This window comes from Micromonospora andamanensis (genome assembly GCF_016863495.1).
GTDB classification, from domain to species: Bacteria; Actinomycetota; Actinomycetes; order Mycobacteriales; family Micromonosporaceae; genus Micromonospora; species Micromonospora andamanensis.
Genome location: NZ_BOOZ01000018.1, coordinates 35,899 through 54,760 on the forward strand (window position 1 = coordinate 35,899; position 18,862 = coordinate 54,760).

At 70.6% G+C, this 18,862-nt stretch carries 18 protein-coding genes; 1 reads left to right on the forward strand and 17 read right to left on the reverse strand.

Annotated features, from left to right (window positions below; translation table 11 throughout):
* Window positions 1-2: 2 nt before the first annotated feature.
* From metK to pyrR, 13 genes are all read right to left on the reverse strand, one after another.
* Window positions 3-1,196 (reverse strand): methionine adenosyltransferase, encoded by a 1,194-nt coding sequence (gene metK / locus Van01_RS17000; RefSeq protein WP_099846489.1) that lies wholly within the window; start codon window positions 1,194-1,196, stop codon window positions 3-5.
* 88 nt (window positions 1,197-1,284) lie between these two features.
* Complete coding sequence (coaBC, locus tag Van01_RS17005; protein ID WP_204008113.1) at window positions 1,285-2,496, reverse strand: bifunctional phosphopantothenoylcysteine decarboxylase/phosphopantothenate--cysteine ligase CoaBC; 1,212 nt, start codon at window positions 2,494-2,496, stop codon at window positions 1,285-1,287.
* Between the two features lie 14 nt (window positions 2,497-2,510).
* Complete coding sequence (gene rpoZ, locus Van01_RS17010) at window positions 2,511-2,774, reverse strand: DNA-directed RNA polymerase subunit omega (protein ID WP_007075826.1); 264 nt, start codon at window positions 2,772-2,774, stop codon at window positions 2,511-2,513.
* A gap of 53 nt (window positions 2,775-2,827) precedes the next feature.
* Window positions 2,828-3,361, reverse strand: a complete 534-nt coding sequence (locus Van01_RS17015; RefSeq protein ID WP_204008115.1) for a nucleoside/nucleotide kinase family protein — start codon at window positions 3,359-3,361, stop codon at window positions 2,828-2,830.
* Between the two features lie 25 nt (window positions 3,362-3,386).
* Window positions 3,387-3,704, reverse strand: a complete 318-nt coding sequence (gene mihF / locus Van01_RS17020) for an integration host factor, actinobacterial type (RefSeq protein WP_007458370.1) — start codon at window positions 3,702-3,704, stop codon at window positions 3,387-3,389.
* A gap of 171 nt (window positions 3,705-3,875) precedes the next feature.
* On the reverse strand, window positions 3,876-4,712 hold the full coding sequence (gene pyrF / locus Van01_RS17025; protein ID WP_204008117.1) for an orotidine-5'-phosphate decarboxylase: 837 nt from the start codon (window positions 4,710-4,712) through the stop codon (window positions 3,876-3,878).
* A 157-nt stretch (window positions 4,713-4,869) separates the two neighbouring features.
* Complete coding sequence (locus Van01_RS17030; RefSeq protein WP_204008119.1) at window positions 4,870-6,144, reverse strand: adenosylmethionine--8-amino-7-oxononanoate transaminase; 1,275 nt, start codon at window positions 6,142-6,144, stop codon at window positions 4,870-4,872.
* Window positions 6,145-6,250: 106 nt separating this feature from the next.
* On the reverse strand, window positions 6,251-7,267 hold the full coding sequence (locus Van01_RS17035) for a quinone-dependent dihydroorotate dehydrogenase (RefSeq protein WP_204008121.1): 1,017 nt from the start codon (window positions 7,265-7,267) through the stop codon (window positions 6,251-6,253).
* Between the two features lie 124 nt (window positions 7,268-7,391).
* Window positions 7,392-10,736 (reverse strand): carbamoyl-phosphate synthase large subunit, encoded by a 3,345-nt coding sequence (gene carB / locus Van01_RS17040; RefSeq protein WP_204008131.1) that lies wholly within the window; start codon window positions 10,734-10,736, stop codon window positions 7,392-7,394.
* The gene (carA, locus tag Van01_RS17045) at window positions 10,729-11,892 is read right to left on the reverse strand and encodes a glutamine-hydrolyzing carbamoyl-phosphate synthase small subunit (protein ID WP_204008141.1); all 1,164 of its coding nucleotides are present in this window, start codon (window positions 11,890-11,892) and stop codon (window positions 10,729-10,731) included. The genes carB and carA overlap by 8 nt, the downstream gene beginning before the upstream one ends.
* A 55-nt stretch (window positions 11,893-11,947) precedes the next feature.
* On the reverse strand, window positions 11,948-13,279 hold the full coding sequence (locus tag Van01_RS17050; RefSeq protein WP_204008143.1) for a dihydroorotase: 1,332 nt from the start codon (window positions 13,277-13,279) through the stop codon (window positions 11,948-11,950).
* A complete protein-coding gene (locus tag Van01_RS17055; RefSeq protein ID WP_204008145.1) occupies window positions 13,276-14,202 on the reverse strand; it encodes an aspartate carbamoyltransferase catalytic subunit in 927 nt (308 codons plus the stop codon). Before Van01_RS17055 ends, Van01_RS17050 begins: the two co-directional genes overlap by 4 nt.
* 58 nt (window positions 14,203-14,260) lie before the next feature.
* Window positions 14,261-14,845: a bifunctional pyr operon transcriptional regulator/uracil phosphoribosyltransferase PyrR gene (gene pyrR, locus Van01_RS17060; RefSeq protein ID WP_204008147.1), complete on the reverse strand. Its 585-nt coding sequence runs from the start codon at window positions 14,843-14,845 to the stop codon at window positions 14,261-14,263.
* 316 nt (window positions 14,846-15,161) lie between these two features.
* Here pyrR and bldD point away from each other — a divergent pair, with 316 nt between their 5' ends.
* Complete coding sequence (gene bldD / locus Van01_RS17065) at window positions 15,162-15,650, forward strand: transcriptional regulator BldD (RefSeq protein ID WP_007458348.1); 489 nt, start codon at window positions 15,162-15,164, stop codon at window positions 15,648-15,650.
* A gap of 86 nt (window positions 15,651-15,736) precedes the next feature.
* On the opposite strand, the gene nusB is transcribed toward bldD, so the two are convergent.
* From nusB to aroB, 4 genes are all read right to left on the reverse strand, one after another.
* On the reverse strand, window positions 15,737-16,147 hold the full coding sequence (nusB, locus tag Van01_RS17070; RefSeq protein ID WP_170863437.1) for a transcription antitermination factor NusB: 411 nt from the start codon (window positions 16,145-16,147) through the stop codon (window positions 15,737-15,739).
* A gap of 23 nt (window positions 16,148-16,170) precedes the next feature.
* Window positions 16,171-16,728, reverse strand: a complete 558-nt coding sequence (gene efp, locus Van01_RS17075) for an elongation factor P (RefSeq protein WP_204008149.1) — start codon at window positions 16,726-16,728, stop codon at window positions 16,171-16,173.
* Between the two features lie 509 nt (window positions 16,729-17,237).
* A complete protein-coding gene (gene aroQ, locus Van01_RS17080; protein WP_204008310.1) occupies window positions 17,238-17,678 on the reverse strand; it encodes a type II 3-dehydroquinate dehydratase in 441 nt (146 codons plus the stop codon).
* A 49-nt stretch (window positions 17,679-17,727) separates the two neighbouring features.
* Window positions 17,728-18,816, reverse strand: a complete 1,089-nt coding sequence (gene aroB / locus Van01_RS17085; RefSeq protein WP_204008151.1) for a 3-dehydroquinate synthase — start codon at window positions 18,814-18,816, stop codon at window positions 17,728-17,730.
* Window positions 18,817-18,862 lie beyond the last annotated feature (46 nt).

Consider the following 18,862-nt stretch of genomic DNA (forward strand, 5'->3'; position numbering starts at 1 on the left):
TGTCAGGCTCCCGCGGCCGACTTGAGGTCGGCGGCACGGTCGGTGGACTCCCAGGTCAGGTCGGGCAGTTCGCGGCCGAAGTGGCCGTAGGCGGCGGTCTGCGCGTAGATCGGCCGCAGCAGGTGCAGGTCCCGGATGATCGCGGCCGGACGCAGGTCGAAGATCTCGGTGACCGCCTTCTCGATCGAGGCCACCGGCACCGTCTCGGTACCGAAGGTCTCGATGAACAGGCTCACCGGGTGTGCCTTGCCGATCGCGTACGCGACCTGCACCTCGCACCGCTCCGCGAGCCCGGCGGCCACCACGTTCTTGGCCACCCACCGCATCGCGTACGCGGCCGACCTGTCGACCTTCGACGGGTCCTTGCCGGAGAACGCCCCACCGCCGTGGCGGGCGTACCCGCCGTAGGTGTCCACGATGATCTTCCGCCCGGTCAGGCCCGCGTCGCCCATCGGACCACCGATCTCGAACCGGCCGGTCGGATTGACCAGGAGCCGGTAGCCCTCGGTGTCCAGGCCGAGGCTCTCCAGCTCGGGAGCGATGACGTGGTCCCGCACGTCCGGGGTGAGCAGCGACTCCAGCGAGATGTCGGCGGCGTGCTGGCTGGAGACCACCACCGTGTTGAGGCGTACCGGCCGCAGCCCGTCGTACTCGATGGTGACCTGCGTCTTGCCGTCCGGGCGCAGGTAGGGCACCGTGCCGTCCTTGCGTACCGCGGAGAGCCGGCGGGCCAGCCGGTGCGCGAGCGCGATCGGCAGCGGCATCAGCTCGGGCGTCTCGGAGCAGGCGAACCCGAACATCATGCCCTGGTCACCGGCGCCCTGCGCGTCCAACGCGCTCTCCGACGCCCCGGTACGCAGCTCGAACGCGTTGTCCACGCCCTGCGCGATGTCCGGCGACTGGGAACCGATCGAGACGCTCACCCCGCACGACGCCCCGTCGAAACCCTTCTTCGACGAGTCGTACCCGATGCCCAGGATCGTCTCCCGCACGATCGTCGGGATGTCGGCGTACGCCTTTGTCGTCACCTCACCGGCGACGTGCACCTGGCCGGTGGTGATCAGGGTCTCCACAGCCACCCGGCTGTGCGGATCCTGCGTCAGAAGGGCATCGAGGATGCCGTCGCTGATCTGATCGGCGATCTTGTCCGGGTGGCCTTCCGTGACCGATTCGGACGTGAAGAGGCGGCGTGTCACGGTACTCCTAAGTTCTTGGACGTCGTTCCGCGGCAGTGTAGTCACCAACCGTCCACGACACCGTCGACGGTCGTCTTGGGTCCAGCCGTCAGGAGGAGTCACCGGCCCACCGGGCGACCACCAGGTCCCATACCCCGTCGGCGAGATCCTCCTTGGACCGCTCGGGTATCCGGGTGACCGAGCCGTCCACGCTGATGACGGTGGCCGCGTTGGTCTCGGCGCCGAAGACCTTGTCCGGCCCCACCTCGTTGATGACGATGAGGTCGGCCCGCTTTCGGGCCAGCTTGGCCCGTCCGTTGGCCTCGGCGTCGCCGGTCTCGGCGGCGAACACCACCAGCACCTGCTCCGGCCGACGACGCTGACCCAGCTCGGCGGCGATGTCCGGGTTGGTCACGAGTTCGATTGTGGGCGCCGTGCCGTCGTCCGATTTCTTGATTTTGCCAGGCGCGTACGTCGCCGGTCGGAAATCGGCAGGAGCCGCCGCCATCACCACCACGTCGGCGTCCACAGCCGCCTTCAGGGTGGCCTCCCGCAGGTCAGCGGTGGTGCCCACCCGGACCAGGTCCGCACCGGCCGGATCGGGCAGTGTGACGTTCGCCGAGATCAGCGTGACCTGGGCGCCACGGGCGAGGGCGGCCCGGGCGAACGCGTAACCCTGCTTGCCCGAGGACCTGTTGCCCAGGAAGCGCACCGGGTCCAGCGGTTCCCGGGTACCACCTGCGGTGACCACCACCCGGCGGCCGGCCAGGTCGGCCGGCGCGGCGGCGCCACGGGCCAGGATGCGGCGGGCCACGGCGAAGATCTCCGCCGGCTCCGGCAACCGGCCCTTGCCGGTGTCGACCCCGGTGAGTCGCCCGACAGCCGGCTCGACGACCCGGACCCCCCGGGCCCGCAGCGTCGCGACGTTGGCGACGGTCGCCGGGTGCTCCCACATCTCGGTGTGCATCGCCGGCGCCAGCAGCACCGGACAGCGAGCGGTGAGCAGGGTGTTGCTGAGTAGATCATCGGCAAGGCCGTGGGCGGCCCGGGCCAGCAGGTCGGCGGTGGTCGGCGCGACCACCACCAGGTCGGCCTGCTGACCGAGTCGCACGTGCGGCACCTCGTGCACGTCGGACCAGACGTCCTCGGCGACGGGTTGCCCGGACAGCGCCGCCCAGGTCGGCGCGCCGACGAAACGCAACGCGGCAGCGGTCGGCACCACCCGGACCTGGTGGCCCGACTCGGTGAACAGGCGCAGCAACTCGCACGCCTTGTACGCGGCGATCCCGCCGCCGACGCCGAGGATGATCCGGGCGCTCATCGACGCGCGGGGGGTTACGGCTGGTCGGTCGGCTCAGCGGTGAGCAGGCCCGCGTTGATCTCGCGCATCGCGATGGAGAGCGGCTTCTCCTGGGGAGTGGTCTCGACGAGCGGGCCGACGTACTCCAGCAGACCCTCACCGAGCTGGCTGTAGTAGGCGTTGACCTGGCGGGCGCGCTTGGCCGCGAAAATGACAAGCGCGTACTTCGACGTCGTCTTCTCCAGGAGCTCGTCGATCGGCGGGTTGGTGATGCCTTCGGGGTTGGCGATGGATCCCACGGATGAACCTCTGCGTCTTTCGCACGGACCGCGCCTGAGCGCGGTGCCGGCGCTCAACCGCGCGGACGCGGTCGGGCCGGAGCCAGGAAGGAAGAACCGATGAATCCTACCAGTTCGTCCACGACACGCTCGATGCGGTCGTGCGACACGCTGAGGTCGAAGGCGGCCACGACCGGCGGACCCGGCAGTCGACCGGGCGGATGGAGTAGGACGAGTCGCGCTCGCGGCCACCCGGCCCGGACCAGCAACGCCCCGTCGAGGTCCAGCGCGAGCAGGACCGGCTGCCCGGCGGCGAGCCGGCGGCGCAGCGGGCTGATCTCCGTACCGCGCCGGTGAGTACCGAGCCGACTCCACTCCAGCAGCTCGCCGGCGGCGAGCCGGCGGTCGAACTCCTCGGGCGTGACGAAGTGCCGGTGGACGCCGTCCAGTTCGCCGCCCCGGCGAGGCCGGGTGGTGACCGTGACGGGCGTCCACACTGACGGAGAACGCGCCCGGACCAGCTCGACGACACTCTCCCTGCCGGCGCCGGATGGGCCAGCCAGGACAGTGAGCCGAGCCGCCGGGCGCGCCTCGTCATCCAAGCTCACTGCTTGTTTCTACACGCAGTCGTGCTCAGTTGGCGGCGAACTCCCCAAGCAGGGCCTTGCGCTGCTGCTCGCCGAGGCCACGCAGGCGACGGCTGTCGGCGATCTTGAGCTTCTCCATGATCTGAGTAGCCCGGATCTTGCCGATGCCCGGCATGGCCTGCAGCACGGCCGACACCTTGAGCTTGCCGACGACATCGTCGGACTCGGCCCGCTCAAGAACGGCTCCGAGGGTGGTCTTGCCCTGCTTGAGCTGCTCCTTCAGCTCGGCACGGGCTTTGCGGATCTCCGCAGCCTTCTCCAGCGCGGCTGCGCGCTGCTCGGGGGTCAGTGACGGGAGCGGCACCAGTTCTCCTCAGGTCCCTATCGCGACGGGCGGGACGCACCGCCGCATCTGTGAAACGTGGTGTCGCTGTGAACCAAGGGGTTCCCAGCGCGGGGAAAACTAGCGGTCAACGGAGCTTTCGGCAACGTGGGCGCGCAGTGATCACCACAAAGTGACCGAGCCATCAGTCAGTCATGACAGCGCCAGAACCGCCCGACACTCAGCCACAGCCCGCTCGGCGGCGGCCCGCAACGCCGCCGGATCGGGCCCGGCGGTCAGCACCTCACGGGAGTACGCGGGCAGCACGGCGGGCACCGCGGAACCGAAGACGACGCGCAGATCCGCGGCCGTGGCGCCCTGCGCCCCGAGCCCCGGGGCGAGCAGCGGGCCGTTCACCGCCGACAGGTCGCAGCCGGTGTCACCGACCGTCGCGCCGATCACGGCGCCGATGCTGCCGAGCGGCTCCGCACCCGCGTTGAGCTGGGAAATCTCGTCGAGGACGGTCTGCGCGACGGTACGTCCGTCGGCGCCGCGAGCGCGCTGCACCGAGGCGCCCTCGGGGTTGGAGGTGAGCGCCAGGACGAAGACGCCGCCGCCGTGCTCGGCGGCCAGCTCGAACATCGGGGCCAGCGAGCCGACGCCCAGGAAGGGGCTCGCCGTCACCGCGTCGACATACATGGAGCTGGATGGATCAAGGTAGGCCGACGCGTACGCGCGAACCGTCGAACCGATGTCCCCACGCTTGGCGTCGAGCAGAACGAGCGAGCCGAGATTTCGTAACTGTCGGATAGTTGACTCAAGCACCGCCATCCCTTGAGAACCGAATCGCTCGAAGAACGCCGACTGAGGCTTGACCACCGCAACCCGGTCACCGAGGGCGTCCACGACGGTCCGGGCGAAGCGGTCGAGACCGTCCACGTCGTCGGCAAGGCCCCACCGGGCCAGCAACTCCGGATGCGGGTCGATCCCCACGCAGAGCGGGCCGCGTTCGTCCATGGCCCGGTGCAGCCGGGCGCCGAAGCTCTCCATAACGGCAGTGCCTTCCTCTCGTCCTCCGCCGGTCCGGGATCGCGCCGGCCGTCGCCTACTCAGCAGGTTCGGGCAGGGGCGTCACCCGGCTACTCCAATTCGCGCAACCTGTCGATCACGCCTACTCAAATCGAATCGAGCGTCATAACTCGCCTACTCAGCCCGCCGCTACCGCCGCTGCGATAGCCGAGACCACGACCGCCAGGTCGGCGTCCGTGGTGACGTACGGCGGCATCGTGTAGACCAGATCCCGGAACGGACGCAGCCACACCCCCTGCGCCACCGCGGCGGCGGTGGCCGCGCCGATATCCACCTCGTGGTCCACCTGGACCACTCCGATGCCGCCAAGCACCCGCACGTCGGTCACGCCCGGCGCACCGCGCAGCGGCTCCAGCCCGGACCGCAGGCCCCGCTGAAGTCGCGCCACCTGCCCGGCCCAGTCCCCGGCCCGCAGCAGGCCCAGCGACGCGTTGGCGACCGCGCAGGCCAGCGGGTTGCCCATGAACGTCGGGCCGTGCGCGAGCACACCGCCGGTCCGGATGCCCCGCGCGACCTCCGCCGTGCAGAGCGCCGCGGCCAGGGTGAGGTACCCGCCGGTGAGCGCCTTGCCGACACACATCACGTCCGGCGTCACCCCGGCGTGCTCGGCGGCGAACATGGTGCCGGTACGCCCGAATCCGGTAGCGATCTCGTCGAAGATCAGCAACACCCCGTGCGCGCTCGTCACCTCGCGCAGCACCCGCAGATAGTGCGGATTGTGGAAGCGCATTCCGCCGGCACCCTGCACCACCGGTTCCACGATCACCGCCGCCAGCTCGTGGGCGTGCCGCTCGACCGCGTCGACAAGCGCCGCCTCGTACGCCGGGTCCGGTGGGCTGTCGAAGCCGCCGGGTGGTGCCGGGGCGAACACCTGTCGCGGCAGCACGTCCCCCCAGAGGTGGTGCATGCCGCCCTCGGGGTCGCAGACGCTCATCGGATGGAACGTGTCGCCGTGGTAGCCGCCCCGCCAGGTGCCCAACCGGCGTCGCTGCGGCCGGCCGGTGGCCCGCTGGTACTGCAGGCACATCTTCACCGCGACCTCGACACTCACCGAACCGGAGTCGGCGAGGAACACGTGCTCCAGCCCGTCGGGGGTCACCTCGACCAGGGTGCGGGCCAGCTCCACGGCCGGTGCGTGGGTGAGCCCGCCGAACATGACGTGGCTCATCCGCCGCAACTGGTCGGTGACCGCCGCGTCCAGCACCGGATGCCGGTACCCGTGGATCGCCGCCCACCAGGAAGACATCCCGTCGACAAGCTCACGACCGTCGGCCAGCCGCAACCGCACCCCGGCCGCACTCTCCACCACATACGGCGCCACCACCGGCGGCACCACCGAGTACGGATGCCACACGTGCGCCGCGTCAGCCGCGAGAACCTCCTCCGGCGTCACCCCTCCCCCACCTCCCCGCGATCGTGCACTTTCGGTCGCCGTTGCGCCCCATCCGCCCCATCCGCCCCGACAGAAAGTGCAAGATCGCGGGGAGGGTGGGCGGGCGTCATCGGGATGGGGCGGCGCGGGCGACGGCGCGGGGCAGCGCCGGGCCGCGGTAGATGAAGCCGGTGTAGAGCTGCACCAGGCTCGCGCCGGCGTCGAACATCCGGGCGGCGTCGTCGGGATCGACGATGCCGCCGACGCCGATGACCGGCAGTTGCCCGCCCGTCTCGGCGTGCACGAAGGCGACCACCTGCCGCGCCCGGTCGGCCAGGGGACGGCCGGACAGTCCGCCGGCCTCGCCGGAACGCCTCCGGTCGGCCGGGGCCAGGCCGTCCCGCCCGAGGGTCGTGTTCGTGGCGATCACCCCGGCCGCGCCACGGGCCAGGCACACCTCAAGCAACTCGGCGATGGCCGGCTCGGTCAGGTCAGGGGCGATCTTCACCAGCACCGGCTTCTCCCCCACCAGCGCCGCCAGCAGCGCGTCCAGGTGCCCACGGTCCTGCAACTCGCGCAGCCCGGGGGTGTTCGGCGAGGAGACGTTGACCGCGAAGTAGTCCCCGTGGTCGCGCAGCGCGCGGTACGACTCGCGGTAATCCTCCACCGCGTCCGCCAGGGCCGTCACCTTCGACTTGCCCAGCGAGATGCCAAGCGGTACGCCGAGCGGTCGCGGCAACGCCGACAGCCGGTCCGCCAGCGCCTGCGCACCGGCGTTGTTGAAGCCCATCCTGTTGATCACGGCCTCGCTGTCGGGCAGCCGGAACAGCCGGGGCCGGGGATTGCCCGGCTGCGGGCGCGCCGTAACGGTGCCGACCTCGACGAAACCGAAGCCGAGCGCCGGCCACGCCGGCAGCGCCACCCCGTCCTTGTCCATGCCGGCAGCGAGCCCCACCGGGTTCGGAAACCGCACCCCGAACACCGTGCGCGGCGCCGCCACGGCGTACCGGGCCCGCACCGCCGCCAGCGCCACGGGCATCCGGGACAGCGCGGCCAACCGTCGCAGGGTGAACTCGTGCGCCGCCTCCGCGTCCCCACCCCCGACCCGGAACAACCCCCGCCGCACGGTCCGCTCGAAGATCACGCCGTCCCTCCCCCACCACACGGCACGTCCCCAAGCCCTCGCACCACCTGGTTGATCATGAGGTTGGCGGCGATGTCGATCTTCTCTACTGCCGCTAACCTCATGATCAACGAGAGCTGGGGGGTCACTGGGCGGGCCGGAGGGCGGCGTGGAGGGCCTGGAGGGGGCGGACCTGCATATCGCCACGGATCCGGGCCTCGATGCCCATGACCGCGGCGGCGGCGCCGGGGACCGTGGTGATGCAGGGGATGTCGGCGGTGACCGCCGCGCTGCGGATCTCGTAACCGTCGGAGCGGGCGCTGGCACCGGAACCCTGTGGGGTATTGACCACCAGGGCGACGTGGCCATTGAGGATCAGTGACACCGCGTCCTCCTCGGAACCGGCCTCGTAGTGCTTCGGTACCTCCTCGCAGGCGATGCCGTGGCGGCGCAGCACCTCGGCCGTACCGCTCGTCGCCACGATGTCGAAGCCGAGATCGGCCAGCCGCTTGATCGGGAAGATCATGCCGCGCTTGTCCCGGTTGGCCACCGAGACGAAGATCCTGCCCTCGGTCGGCAGCGACCCGTACGCCGCAGACTGCGACTTGGCGAAGGCGTGCCCGAAGGCGGTGTCGATCCCCATCACCTCGCCCGTCGACTTCATCTCCGGGCCGAGCAGCGAATCCACGCCCTTACCGGCCGGGGTACGGAACCGCTTGAACGGCAGCACCGCCTCCTTGACCGCGATCGGGGCGTCCGGCGGCAACGAACCGCCGTCCCCGGTGGCCGGCAACATGCCCTCGGCGCGCAGCTCGGCCAATGTCGCGCCGAGAGCGATGCGGGCCGCCGCCTTCGCCAGCGGCACCGCCGTGGCCTTCGAGACGAACGGCACGGTACGCGAGGCGCGCGGGTTGGCCTCCAGCACGTACAGCGCGTCGTCCTTCAGCGCGTACTGCACGTTCAGCAGTCCGCGTACGCCGATGCTCCGGGCGATCGCCTCGGTGTACCGGCGGACCTGGGCCACGTGCGAGCTGGCCAGGGTGATCGGGGGCAGGGCGCAGGAGGAGTCGCCGGAGTGGATGCCCGCCTCCTCGATGTGCTCCATGATCCCGCCGAGGTAGACCTCGCCGTCGGCGTCGCAGAGCGCGTCCACGTCGATCTCGATGGCGTCGTCGAGGAACCTGTCGACGAGCACCGGGTGGTCCGGCGAGATGTCGGTGGCCCGACCGATGTAGTCACGCAGCGTGGCGTCGTCGTAGACGATCTCCATGCCGCGCCCGCCCAGCACGTACGACGGCCGGACCAGCACCGGGTAGCCGATCTCGTCGGCGATCTCCTTCGCCTCGTCGTACGAGGTGGCGGTGCCGTGCGCCGGGGCGCGCAGGCCGGCCCGGGCCAACAGCGACCCGAAGGCGCCCCGCTCCTCGGCGAGGTGGATCGACTCCGGTGAGGTACCCACCACCGGCACGCCGGCGTCCTTGAGCCGTTGGGCCAGCCCGAGCGGGGTCTGCCCGCCCAACTGCACGATCACGCCGACCACGCCCGGCCCGCCGGCCGCCCGGCCGGACGAGTCCTCCGCGTGCCAGACCTCCAGCACGTCCTCGAAGGTCAGCGGCTCGAAGTAGAGCCGGTCGGCGGTGTCGTAGTCGGTGGAGACCGTCTCCGGGTTGCAGTTGACCATGACGGTCTCGTAGGACCCCTTCAGCGCCATGACCGCGTGCACACAGGAGTAGTCGAACTCGATGCCCTGCCCGATCCGGTTCGGCCCGGAACCCAGGATCAGCACCTTCGGCCGCGCCGAGCCGGCCACCTCGGTCTCCGCGTCGTACGAGGAGTAGTGGTACGGGGTGGTGGCCTCGAACTCGGCGGCGCAGGTGTCCACCGTCTTGTAGACCGGCCGGATGTCGAGGCGGTGCCGCAGCGTACGCACCCCGTCCTCGGCGGCCAGTTCGGGGCGCAGCGCGGCCAACTGCCGGTCGGACAGGCCGGCCCGCTTCGCCTGGCGCAGCAACTCGGCGTCCAGCACCGGGGCCGCCACGATCTCGGCCCGCAACTCGACAAGGGCGGCGATCTGGTCCAGGAACCACGGGTCGATGCCACCGGAGGCGGCGCTGACCTCGGCGATCGAGGCACCCAGCCGCAGCGCCCGCTCCACCGTGTAGAGCCGCCCGTCGTGCGGCGTGCCCAGGGCGGCGAGGGTGTTCTCCTTCGTCGCCCCCACCGGGTCGGGGACCGTCCAGAAACCGGCGGCCTTGGTTTCCATCGAGCGCATCGCCTTGTTCAGCGCCTCGGTGAAGTTGCGCCCCAGGCTCATCGCCTCACCCACCGACTTCATGGTGGTGGTCAGCTCCGGGTCCGCGCCGGGGAACTTCTCGAACGCGAACCGGGGGATCTTCACCACCACGTAGTCGAGCGTCGGCTCGAACGCGGCAGGCGTCTTGAGGGTGATGTCGTTGGGGATCTCGTCGAGGGTGTAGCCGATGGCCAGCTTCGCGGCGATCTTCGCGATCGGGAAGCCTGTCGCCTTCGACGCCAGGGCCGAGGAGCGGGAGACCCGAGGGTTCATCTCGATCACGACGATGCGGCCGTCGGCCGGGTTCACCGCGAACTGGATGTTGCAGCCGCCGGTGTCCACCCCGACCTCGCGCAGCACCGCGATACCCAGGTCGCGCAGGTGCTGGTACTCCCGGTCGGTCAGGGTCATGGCCGGTGCCACGGTCACGCTGTCACCCGTGTGCACGCCCATCGGATCGAGGTTCTCGATCGAGCAGACCACCACCACGTTGTCGTGCCGGTCCCGCATGAGTTCGAGCTCGTACTCCTTCCAGCCGAGCACGCTCTCCTCGATGAGCACCTCGTGCACCGGGCTGGCGGCCAGCCCGGCGCCGGCGATGCGCTCCAGGTCGGCGTCGGTGTGCGCCATGCCCGAGCCGAGGCCGCCCATGGTGAACGACGGCCGGATCACCACCGGCAGACCCAGCTCGGCCACCGTCTCGCGGACCTCGTCCATCGAATGGCAGACCCGCGAACGTGGCACCAGGCTCGCCGGATCTTCTACGCCGAGGCGTACGCCGGCCTTCGCCACGATCTCCTTGAACAGCTGCCGGTCCTCGCCACGCCGGATCGCCTCGATGTCGGCGCCGATCAGCTCGACACCGTACTTCTCCAGCACCCCTGCCTCGTGCAACGCCACAGCGGTGTTCAGCGCGGTCTGCCCGCCCAGGGTGGGCAGCACCGCGTCGGGACGTTCCTTGGCGATGACCAGCTCCACGAACTCCGGGGTGATCGGCTCGACGTACGTCGCGTCGGCGAACTCCGGGTCGGTCATGATGGTGGCCGGGTTGGAGTTGACCAGGCTGACCCGGATCCCCTCGGCGCGCAGCACCCGGCACGCCTGGGTACCGGAGTAGTCGAACTCGCAGGCCTGCCCGATGACGATCGGCCCGGAGCCGATCACCAGGATGTGCTTGAGATCGGTGCGCTTAGGCATTGGTACGCCCCCCACTGAGAGCCCGGCCCTCGATCAGCTCGGCGAAGCGGTCGAACAGATAGTCCGCGTCGTGCGGGCCGGCCGCCGCCTCCGGGTGGTACTGGACGGTGAAGGCGGGCACCTCACGCGCCCGCAGCCCCTCGACCACGTTGTCGTTGAGGCAGACGTGCGACACCTGGACGCCGCCGAACTCGGTCTCGATCACCTGGTCCGGCACCACCGCGCCCGGCCGTACCCCGGGCACCTCCACCGCGAAGCCGTGGTTGTGGCTGGTCACCTCCACCTTGCCGGTGACCCGGTCGAGCACCGGCTGGTTGATGCCCCGGTGGCCGTAGCCGAGCTTGTAGGTGCCGAAGCCGAGCGCCCGACCGAGGATCTGACTGCCGAAGCAGATGCCGAACAGCGGCATCTCACGGCGCAGCACCTCCCGGGCCAACGCGACGGGCGCGTCGGCGGTCGCCGGATCACCGGGCCCGGGTGAGAAGAAGACCGCGTCGGCACCGGTGGCCAGCAGGTCCTCGATGCTCGACCCGGCCGGCAGCACGTGGGTGGTCACGCCACGCGCGGCGAGCCGGCGCGGCACGTTGCGCTTGATGCCCAGGTCCAGCGCGGCCACCGTGAACCGGTGCTCGCCCTCGGCCTCGACCACATACGGCGTCGCGGTGGTCACCTCGGCGGAGAGGTCCGCGCCGAGCATCTGCGGCGACTGACGAACCCGTTCGAGCAGCGCCCGGGGGTCGACCTCGACACTTGAGACACCCACCCGCATCGCGCCACGCTCACGCAGGTGCCGGGTCAGCGCCCGGGTGTCCACGCCACTGATGCCGACCACCCCCTCGGTGGCCAGCCGGTCCTCCAGGCCGCCGGTGGCCCGCCAGTTGGAGCTGACCCGGGCCGGGTCACGCACCACGTAGCCGGCCACCCAGATCCGGCGCGACTCGTCGTCCTCGGCGTTGACGCCTGTGTTGCCGATGTGCGGAGCGGTCTGCACCACCACCTGACGGTGGTACGACGGGTCGGTGAGCGTCTCCTGGTAACCGGTCATCCCGGTGTTGAAGACCGCCTCGCCGAAGGTCTCCCCGACGCTGCCGTACGCCTCGCCGTGGAAGGTACGCCCGTCCTCGAGGACGAGAATCGCCTGACGCCTACGACTCATGCCGTGCCTCCGATCCGGCCTGCGGTGCTCCGCTGCGCTGCGCTCCTCGCTCGGTTCACTTGACTGCCTTTCCGTCGAGCACCGTCGCCTCGCCACGCAGGAAGGTCGCCACGATGCGACCCGGCAGCGTCATCCGGGCGTACGGGGTGTTGCGGCTACGGCTGGCCTGCTCCGCCGGCTCGATCAACCGACGGGCCGCCGGGTCGACGACTGTGAGGTTGGCCGGCGCACCGGGGGCCGGGTCGTGGCCGTGTTCGGTCAGCCCGGCGATCCGGGCCGGGGTACGCGACATCCGCTCGGCGATCAGGTCCCACTCCGGTCCCAGCACGTCGAGCGCGATGGACAGCGCCGTCTCCAGCCCGAGCATGCCCGGCCGGGCGTACGCCCACTCGCACTCCTTGTCCTCCACGGCGTGCGGGGCGTGGTCGGTGGCGATGATGTCGATCACCCCGTCGGCGAGCGCGGCCCGCAACGCGGCGATGTCGGTGGCGGTACGCAGCGGCGGGTTGACCTTGAAGACGGGGTTGTAGGCGCCGTCCGGGCTCCAGTTGTTCGCGAGTGCCGGGCTCGCCAGCTCGCTCCTCCCGCTCACCAGCGCATCGGTGAGCAGCAGATGGTGCGGGGTCACCTCGGCGGTGACGCGTACCCCCCGGGCCTTGGCGTGGCGCAGCACCTCGACGCTGCCGGCGGTGGAGACGTGGCAGACGTGCAGTCGGCTGCCGACGTGCTCGGCCAGCAGCACGTCCCGCGCGATGATCGCCTCCTCGGCGACCGCCGGCCAACCGGTCAGGCCCAGCCGGGTGGAGACCTCACCCTCGTGCATCTGCGCACCCTCGGTGAGCCGAGGCTCCTCGGCGTGCTGGGCGATGATGCCGTCGAAGGCCTTCACGTACTCCAGCGCACGGCGCATCAGCCGGGGGTCGGCGACACAGTGCCCGTCGTCGGAGAAGATCCGTACCCGGGCCGCCGAGTCGGCCATCGCGCCCAGCTCGGCAAGGCGCTCACCGGCCAGCCCGACGGTGACCGCGCCGATCGGCTGCACGTCGACAAGCCCGGCCTCCCGACCGAGCCGCCACACCTGTTCGACCACCCCGGCGGTGTCCGCCACCGGCGAGGTGTTGGCCATCGCACAGACCGCGGTGTAGCCGCCGAGCGCGGCTGAGCGGGAACCGGTCTCGACGGTCTCGGCGTCCTCCCGGCCGGGCTCACGCAGGTGGGTGTGCAGGTCGACCAGGCCGGGCAGGGCGACCAGCCCGGCGGCGTCGATCAGCGTGGCGTCCGGCGCGGCGAGCCCCGCGCCGGTCTCGGCCACGACGCCGTCGCGGATCAGCAGGTCGGTAGGTGCGGCCCCGAGGACGCTGACGTTCCTGAGCAGGTACGAGTTCACCGGTTGTTCCCCCCGAGCAGCAGGTAGAGGACGGCCATCCGGACGGAGACACCGTTGGCGACCTGTTCGACGATTGTGGAGCGGGGTGAGTCCGCGACCTCCGGCGTGATCTCCATGCCCCGGTTCATCGGGCCGGGATGCATGACGATCGCGTGTTCCGGCAGTCGGCCCATGCGCGGACCGTCCAGGCCGTACCGGCGGGCGTACTCGCGGGCGGACGGGAAGTAGGAGTCGTTCATCCGCTCCCGCTGCACCCGCAGCATCATCACCACGTCGGACGAGGGCAGTACCGCGTCGAGGTCGTAGCAGACGTCGGTGCCCGGCGCGAGAGCGGCGGCGATGTCGACCGGGATCAGCGTGGGCGGCCCGACCAGGGTGACCTTCGCGCCGAGGGTGGACAGCAGCAGCACGTTGGAGCGGGCCACCCGGGAGTGCAGCACGTCGCCCACCACCGCCACCGACAGGCCGGCCAGCCGACCCAGCCGGGACCGCATCGTGTACGCGTCGAGCAGCGCCTGGGTGGGATGCTCATGGGTGCCGTCGCCGGCGTTGACCACGCAACCGTCGACCCAGTCGGCGAGGCGGTGCGGGGCGCCCGAGGCGGGATGGCGGACCACCACCGCGTCGGCGCCCATCGCCTGCAGGGTCAGCGCGGTGTCCTTCAGGCTCTCGCCCTTGGCGACGCTGGAACCCTTCGCCGAAAAGTTGATCACGTCGGCGCTGAGCCGTTTCGCCGCCGCCTCGAACGAGATCCGGGTCCGGGTCGAATCCTCGTAGAAGAGGTTGACGACGGTCCGACCGCGCAGCGCGGGCAGCTTCTTGACCTCGCGTCCGGCCACCGCGGCCATCTCGGCTGCGGTGTCCAGGATCTGGATGGCGGTGTCCGCGTCGAGGTCGGCGCCGGAGAGCAGGTGCCTGATCATGAGCAGCGCCGCCTTTCGTTCGCGACTGCGGGGCTCCGCTGCGCTGCACTCCTCGCGCTCACCGGGCCTCCTCGCCGTAGAGCCGGACCTCGTCCGCGCCGTCGGTCTCGGCGAGCGTCACCTTGACGCTCTCGGCCAGGGCGGTCGGGATGTTCTTGCCGACATAGTCGGCGCGGATCGGTAGCTGCCGGTGCCCCCTGTCGACAAGCACGGCGAGCTGCACCGAGGCGGGCCGGCCCAGGTCGCCGAGCGCGTCCAGGGCGGCCCGGACCGTCCGGCCGGAGAAGAGGACGTCGTCGACGAGGACCACGCGCCGGCCGTCGATGCCGCCGGCCGGCAGTTGCGTGGGGCCGACCGCCCGGGTGGCGTGTCGGCGCAGGTCATCGCGGTAGAGAGTGATGTCGAGCACGCCGACCGGCACGGAAATCCCCTCGAAGGCGCTGATCCGGGCAGCAAGGCGACGAGCGAGCGGGGCACCCCTGGTGGGAATGCCCAGCAGCACGGTGTCAGCCGCACCCTGGGTCTTCTCGAGGATCTGGTGAGCGATGCGATCGACGACCCGTTGCAGGTCGGCGCTTGTCAGAATCACCTTCACCGAGGGTTGTCGCGGCGGCGACGACTGGGCAGCCGGTGGGTAGGCCACGGCGGACCTCCTTCCCCGCCTCACGGGACGGGTCGTTAAAGGACGTCGGATCCTCCCGGCCGGCCGGGGACGGCCAGCGGAGGGGCTTCGGCAACGTTACCAGTGGTCGCCGCCGCCTCGACGCGCGGGCACCTGCGACGACGGCGTCACCCGCCGCCATTGACTGACTGGCCGGTCAGCCTGGCGAAACGGGACAACTCACCCGGGGTACACAACGGGAAGATCGCGACCACTTGACCACGTGTACGAATCCCCGTACCGTCACGCTCCGTAGCGAATCGCTGGGAGAACCCCGAGCAGCACTGGGAGTGTCCGAATGCCCTCTGAATACGCCAAGTCTCTGGGCGCCCGCCTGCGCTCCATCCGCCAGCAGCAGGGCCTGTCCCTGCAGGGGGTGGAGGAGAAGTCGAACGGGCGCTGGAAGGCGGTGGTGGTCGGCTCGTACGAGCGCGGCGACCGGGCCGTCACGGTGTCCCGTCTGGCCGAGCTGGCCGAGTTCTACCGCGTACCGGTCTCGGAGCTGCTGCCCGACGGCAGTGGGGTGCGGCACGAACCCACCAGCAAGATCGTTCTGGACCTGGAGCGTCTGTACGACGAGGCCAGCGAGGATCTCGCCTACGTGGCCCGGTACGCACGCGCCATCCAGCAGCAGCGCGGTGACTACAACGGCCGGGTGCTGTCGATCCGCGCCGACGACCTGCGCGCCCTCGCCATCGTCTACGACGCCTCGCCGTCCGGCCTGATCGAGCGGCTGACCGAGCACGGAGTGCTGGTCGCCGACCCGCGGGCGTTCTTCGCTTCCTGAGTCCGACCTCCGAAAGGGCCCGTGCCGTCCGGCACGGGCCCTTTTCGTCGCGGGTGCGTCGACCTTCCCGGTCGGGTACGCCCGATTCAGCGGGTGGCGTACTCGGCGATCCGGCCGAGCAGACCGTTGAGGAAGCGGGGCGAGTCGTCGGTCGACATCTGCCGGGCCAACTCCACAGCCTCGCTGATCGCCACCGCGTCGTCGATCTCGTCGAGATACAACAACTCGTAGACCGCGATCCGGGCCAGGTTGCGGTCGACCACAGGCATCCGGTCCAGCGTCCAGCCCTCGGCGTAGCTGGAGATCAGCTCGTCGATCCGGTCCAGGTGCCCAGCCACTCCCTCGACCAGGCCGACCGCGTACCCCAGGTGGTCGGGACGCGGTTTCTCGATCCGCTCGACGTAGCCCGCCAGCACCTCGACCGGCGGGCGATCACGCAGGTCGGCCTCGAAGAGCACGTCCAACGCCCGCTTGCGCGCCTTGCGACGCGCCGGCATCTGCTGCTTCGGACCCTCGGCCATCAGGCGCGGCCGAGGTAACGGCCGTCGCGGGTGTCGACCTTGATCTTCTCACCGGTGGTCACGAAGAGCGGGACCTGGACGGTCGCGCCCGTCTCCACAGTCGCCGGCTTGTTGCCGCCGGTCGAGCGGTCACCCTGCAGGCCCGGCTCGGTGTACGTGACCTCCAGCACCACGGAGGTCGGCAGCTCGATGTAGAGCGGCACACCCTCGTGGGTGGCCACGGTCGCCTCGGCCTCGGGCAGCAGGTAGTTCGCCGCCTCGCCGACCGTCCCGCCGAGCACCGTGATCTGGTCGAACGTCTCCATGTCCATGAAGACGTAGTCCTCGCCGTCGGCATAGAGATACTGCATGGTGCGCTTGTCGACGGTCGCGGTCTCAACCTTGGTGCCCGCGTTGAAGGTCTTGTCGACCACCTTGCCGGAGAGCACGTTCTTCAACGTGGTACGCACGAACGCACCACCCTTACCGGGCTTGACGTGCTGGAACTCAACGACGGCCCACAGCTCTCCGTCGAGGTTGAGTACCAGGCCGTTCTTCAGGTCGTTGGTGGTGGCCATTTCCTGCCTTGATCATCATTTGGCGGACAGACCTGGCAAGTCTACTAGCCGCTCCACGACCCGCCGACCGCCGGCGGTCGCCCACCCGGTCCAGCCCGGCCCGGCCCGGTGCGGCCCGGTGCGGCCCGGTGCGACAGCGCGCACCGCTCCGCCGCCGCCAAGCCCTACACGGTCAGTAATGCTCCACCCCGGCCCCTAACTCACCTGCTCTCCCTTTGCTCTGCTTCAACCCACGCAACAGTCACTTTCCGTGACGATTTCACCGCACATCGCCGCCCACCTTCGCCGCGAAGGCCCTGGTCGGCCGCTAGTGCGTGGGTTGAAGCAGAGCAAAGGATGGAAAGAGGTGTGGGGCAGGGCGGCCGATTCTTCACGGAGGGTAGGCGACACTGAACGTAATGGCAGCGGCTGGCACGCCGCCGAACGCCTGGCGAATCAGACGCCTGGCGAATCAGACGCGAGGCGGATCAGAGATCGGACGCCAGGCATCGGACGCGAGGCGGGCTGGTTCAGGCGGGCTGGTCGCGGCGGTTGGCCAGGTGGTGCAGGGCGAGGCGGTAGCCGTCCACGCCGAGCCCGCAGATCACGCCGGTCGCCACCGCCGAGACGACCGAGTGGTGACGGAACTCCTCCCGCGCGTGGATGTTGGAGATGTGCACCTCCACCAGCGGACCGCGCAGCATGGCGCAGGCGTCCCGTACCGCGATCGAGTAGTGCGACCACGCTGCCGGGTTGAGCACCACTGCGGCACCCTCGTCGGCGGCGGCGTGCAACCAGCCGAGCAGCTCGTGCTCGGCGTCGGTCTGCCGCACGATCACGTCCAGGCCCAGGTCCCGCCCGGTCGTCTCGCAGAGTTTCACCAGGTCGGCGTAGCTGGTCACCCCGTAGACGTCGACCTGGCGGGTGCCCAGCCGACCCAGGTTCGGCCCGTTGAGCACGTACACCCTCATGGTCACCGAGTCGTTCTCCGTTCGCGACTGCGGGGCTCGCAAACCCGGCTCACTCCTCGCGCTCACCGGACACCGCGGCGTAGGCGGCGTGCAGCAGGTCGTCGTCCGGACCCGCGAGGATCGCCGGTCTGGCCAACCCGTCGAGCACCACGAAACGCAGCAAGCTGCCCCGGGCCTTCTTGTCGACCCGCATGGTGGCCAGCAGGCGTGACCACGCGTCGGGTTCATACTCCGTCGGCAGGTCGAGCGCCGTCAGCACCGCCCGGTGCCGCGCCGTCGTGGCCGGGTCCAACCGGCCGGCGAGGCGGGCCAGTTCGGCGGCGTACACCAGGCCGACCGACACGGCGTGGCCGTGCCGCCAGCGGTAACCCTCGACCTTCTCGATCGCGTGGGCCAGGGTGTGCCCGTAGTTGAGCACCTCCCGTACGCCCGACTCACGCAGGTCTCCCGCGACCACATCGGCCTTGACCCGGATGGCCCGCTCGATCAGCTCCCGGGCGACCGGCCCGGCCGGGTCGACCGCGGCGGCCGGGTCGGCCTCGACCAGGTCGAGGATGACCGGATCGGCGATGAACCCGCACTTGACCACCTCGGCCATACCTGCGGCCAGGTCGGCGGCGGGGAGGCTGTCGAGCATGCCGAGGTCGGCCAGCACGCCAACCGGTGGGTGGAAGGCGCCGACGAGATTCTTGCCGGCGGCGGTGTTGATGCCGGTCTTGCCGCCCACCGCCGCGTCGACCATGCCGAGCAACGAGGTGGCCACCGGCACCCACCGCACCCCGCGCAGCCAGCACGCCGCCACGAACCCGGCCAGGTCGGTGACGGCACCGCCACCGAGACCGACCACCGCGTCGGTACGGGTGAACCCCGCCTCGCCGAGCCGGTCCCAGCACTGCGCCGCCACATCGACATGCTTGCCGGCCTCGGCGTCGGGCACCTCGATCGGCAGGGGTGTCACGCCGGCCGCCGACAGCGCGGCACCGACCGCGTCGGCCAACTCCTTCAGGGGCGGCGCGTGCAGCACCGCCGCCCGAGTGGCGTCGGGCAGCAGGCCGGGCAGCGCATCGAGCAGCTCGCGCCCGACCAGGACGTCGTACGGCCGCTCGCCGCCGACCGGGATCCGGGTCACCTCGTCCATCGCGGGGAGCCTAGCCCACCCACCGCCGATCCGACCCGCACCGCCA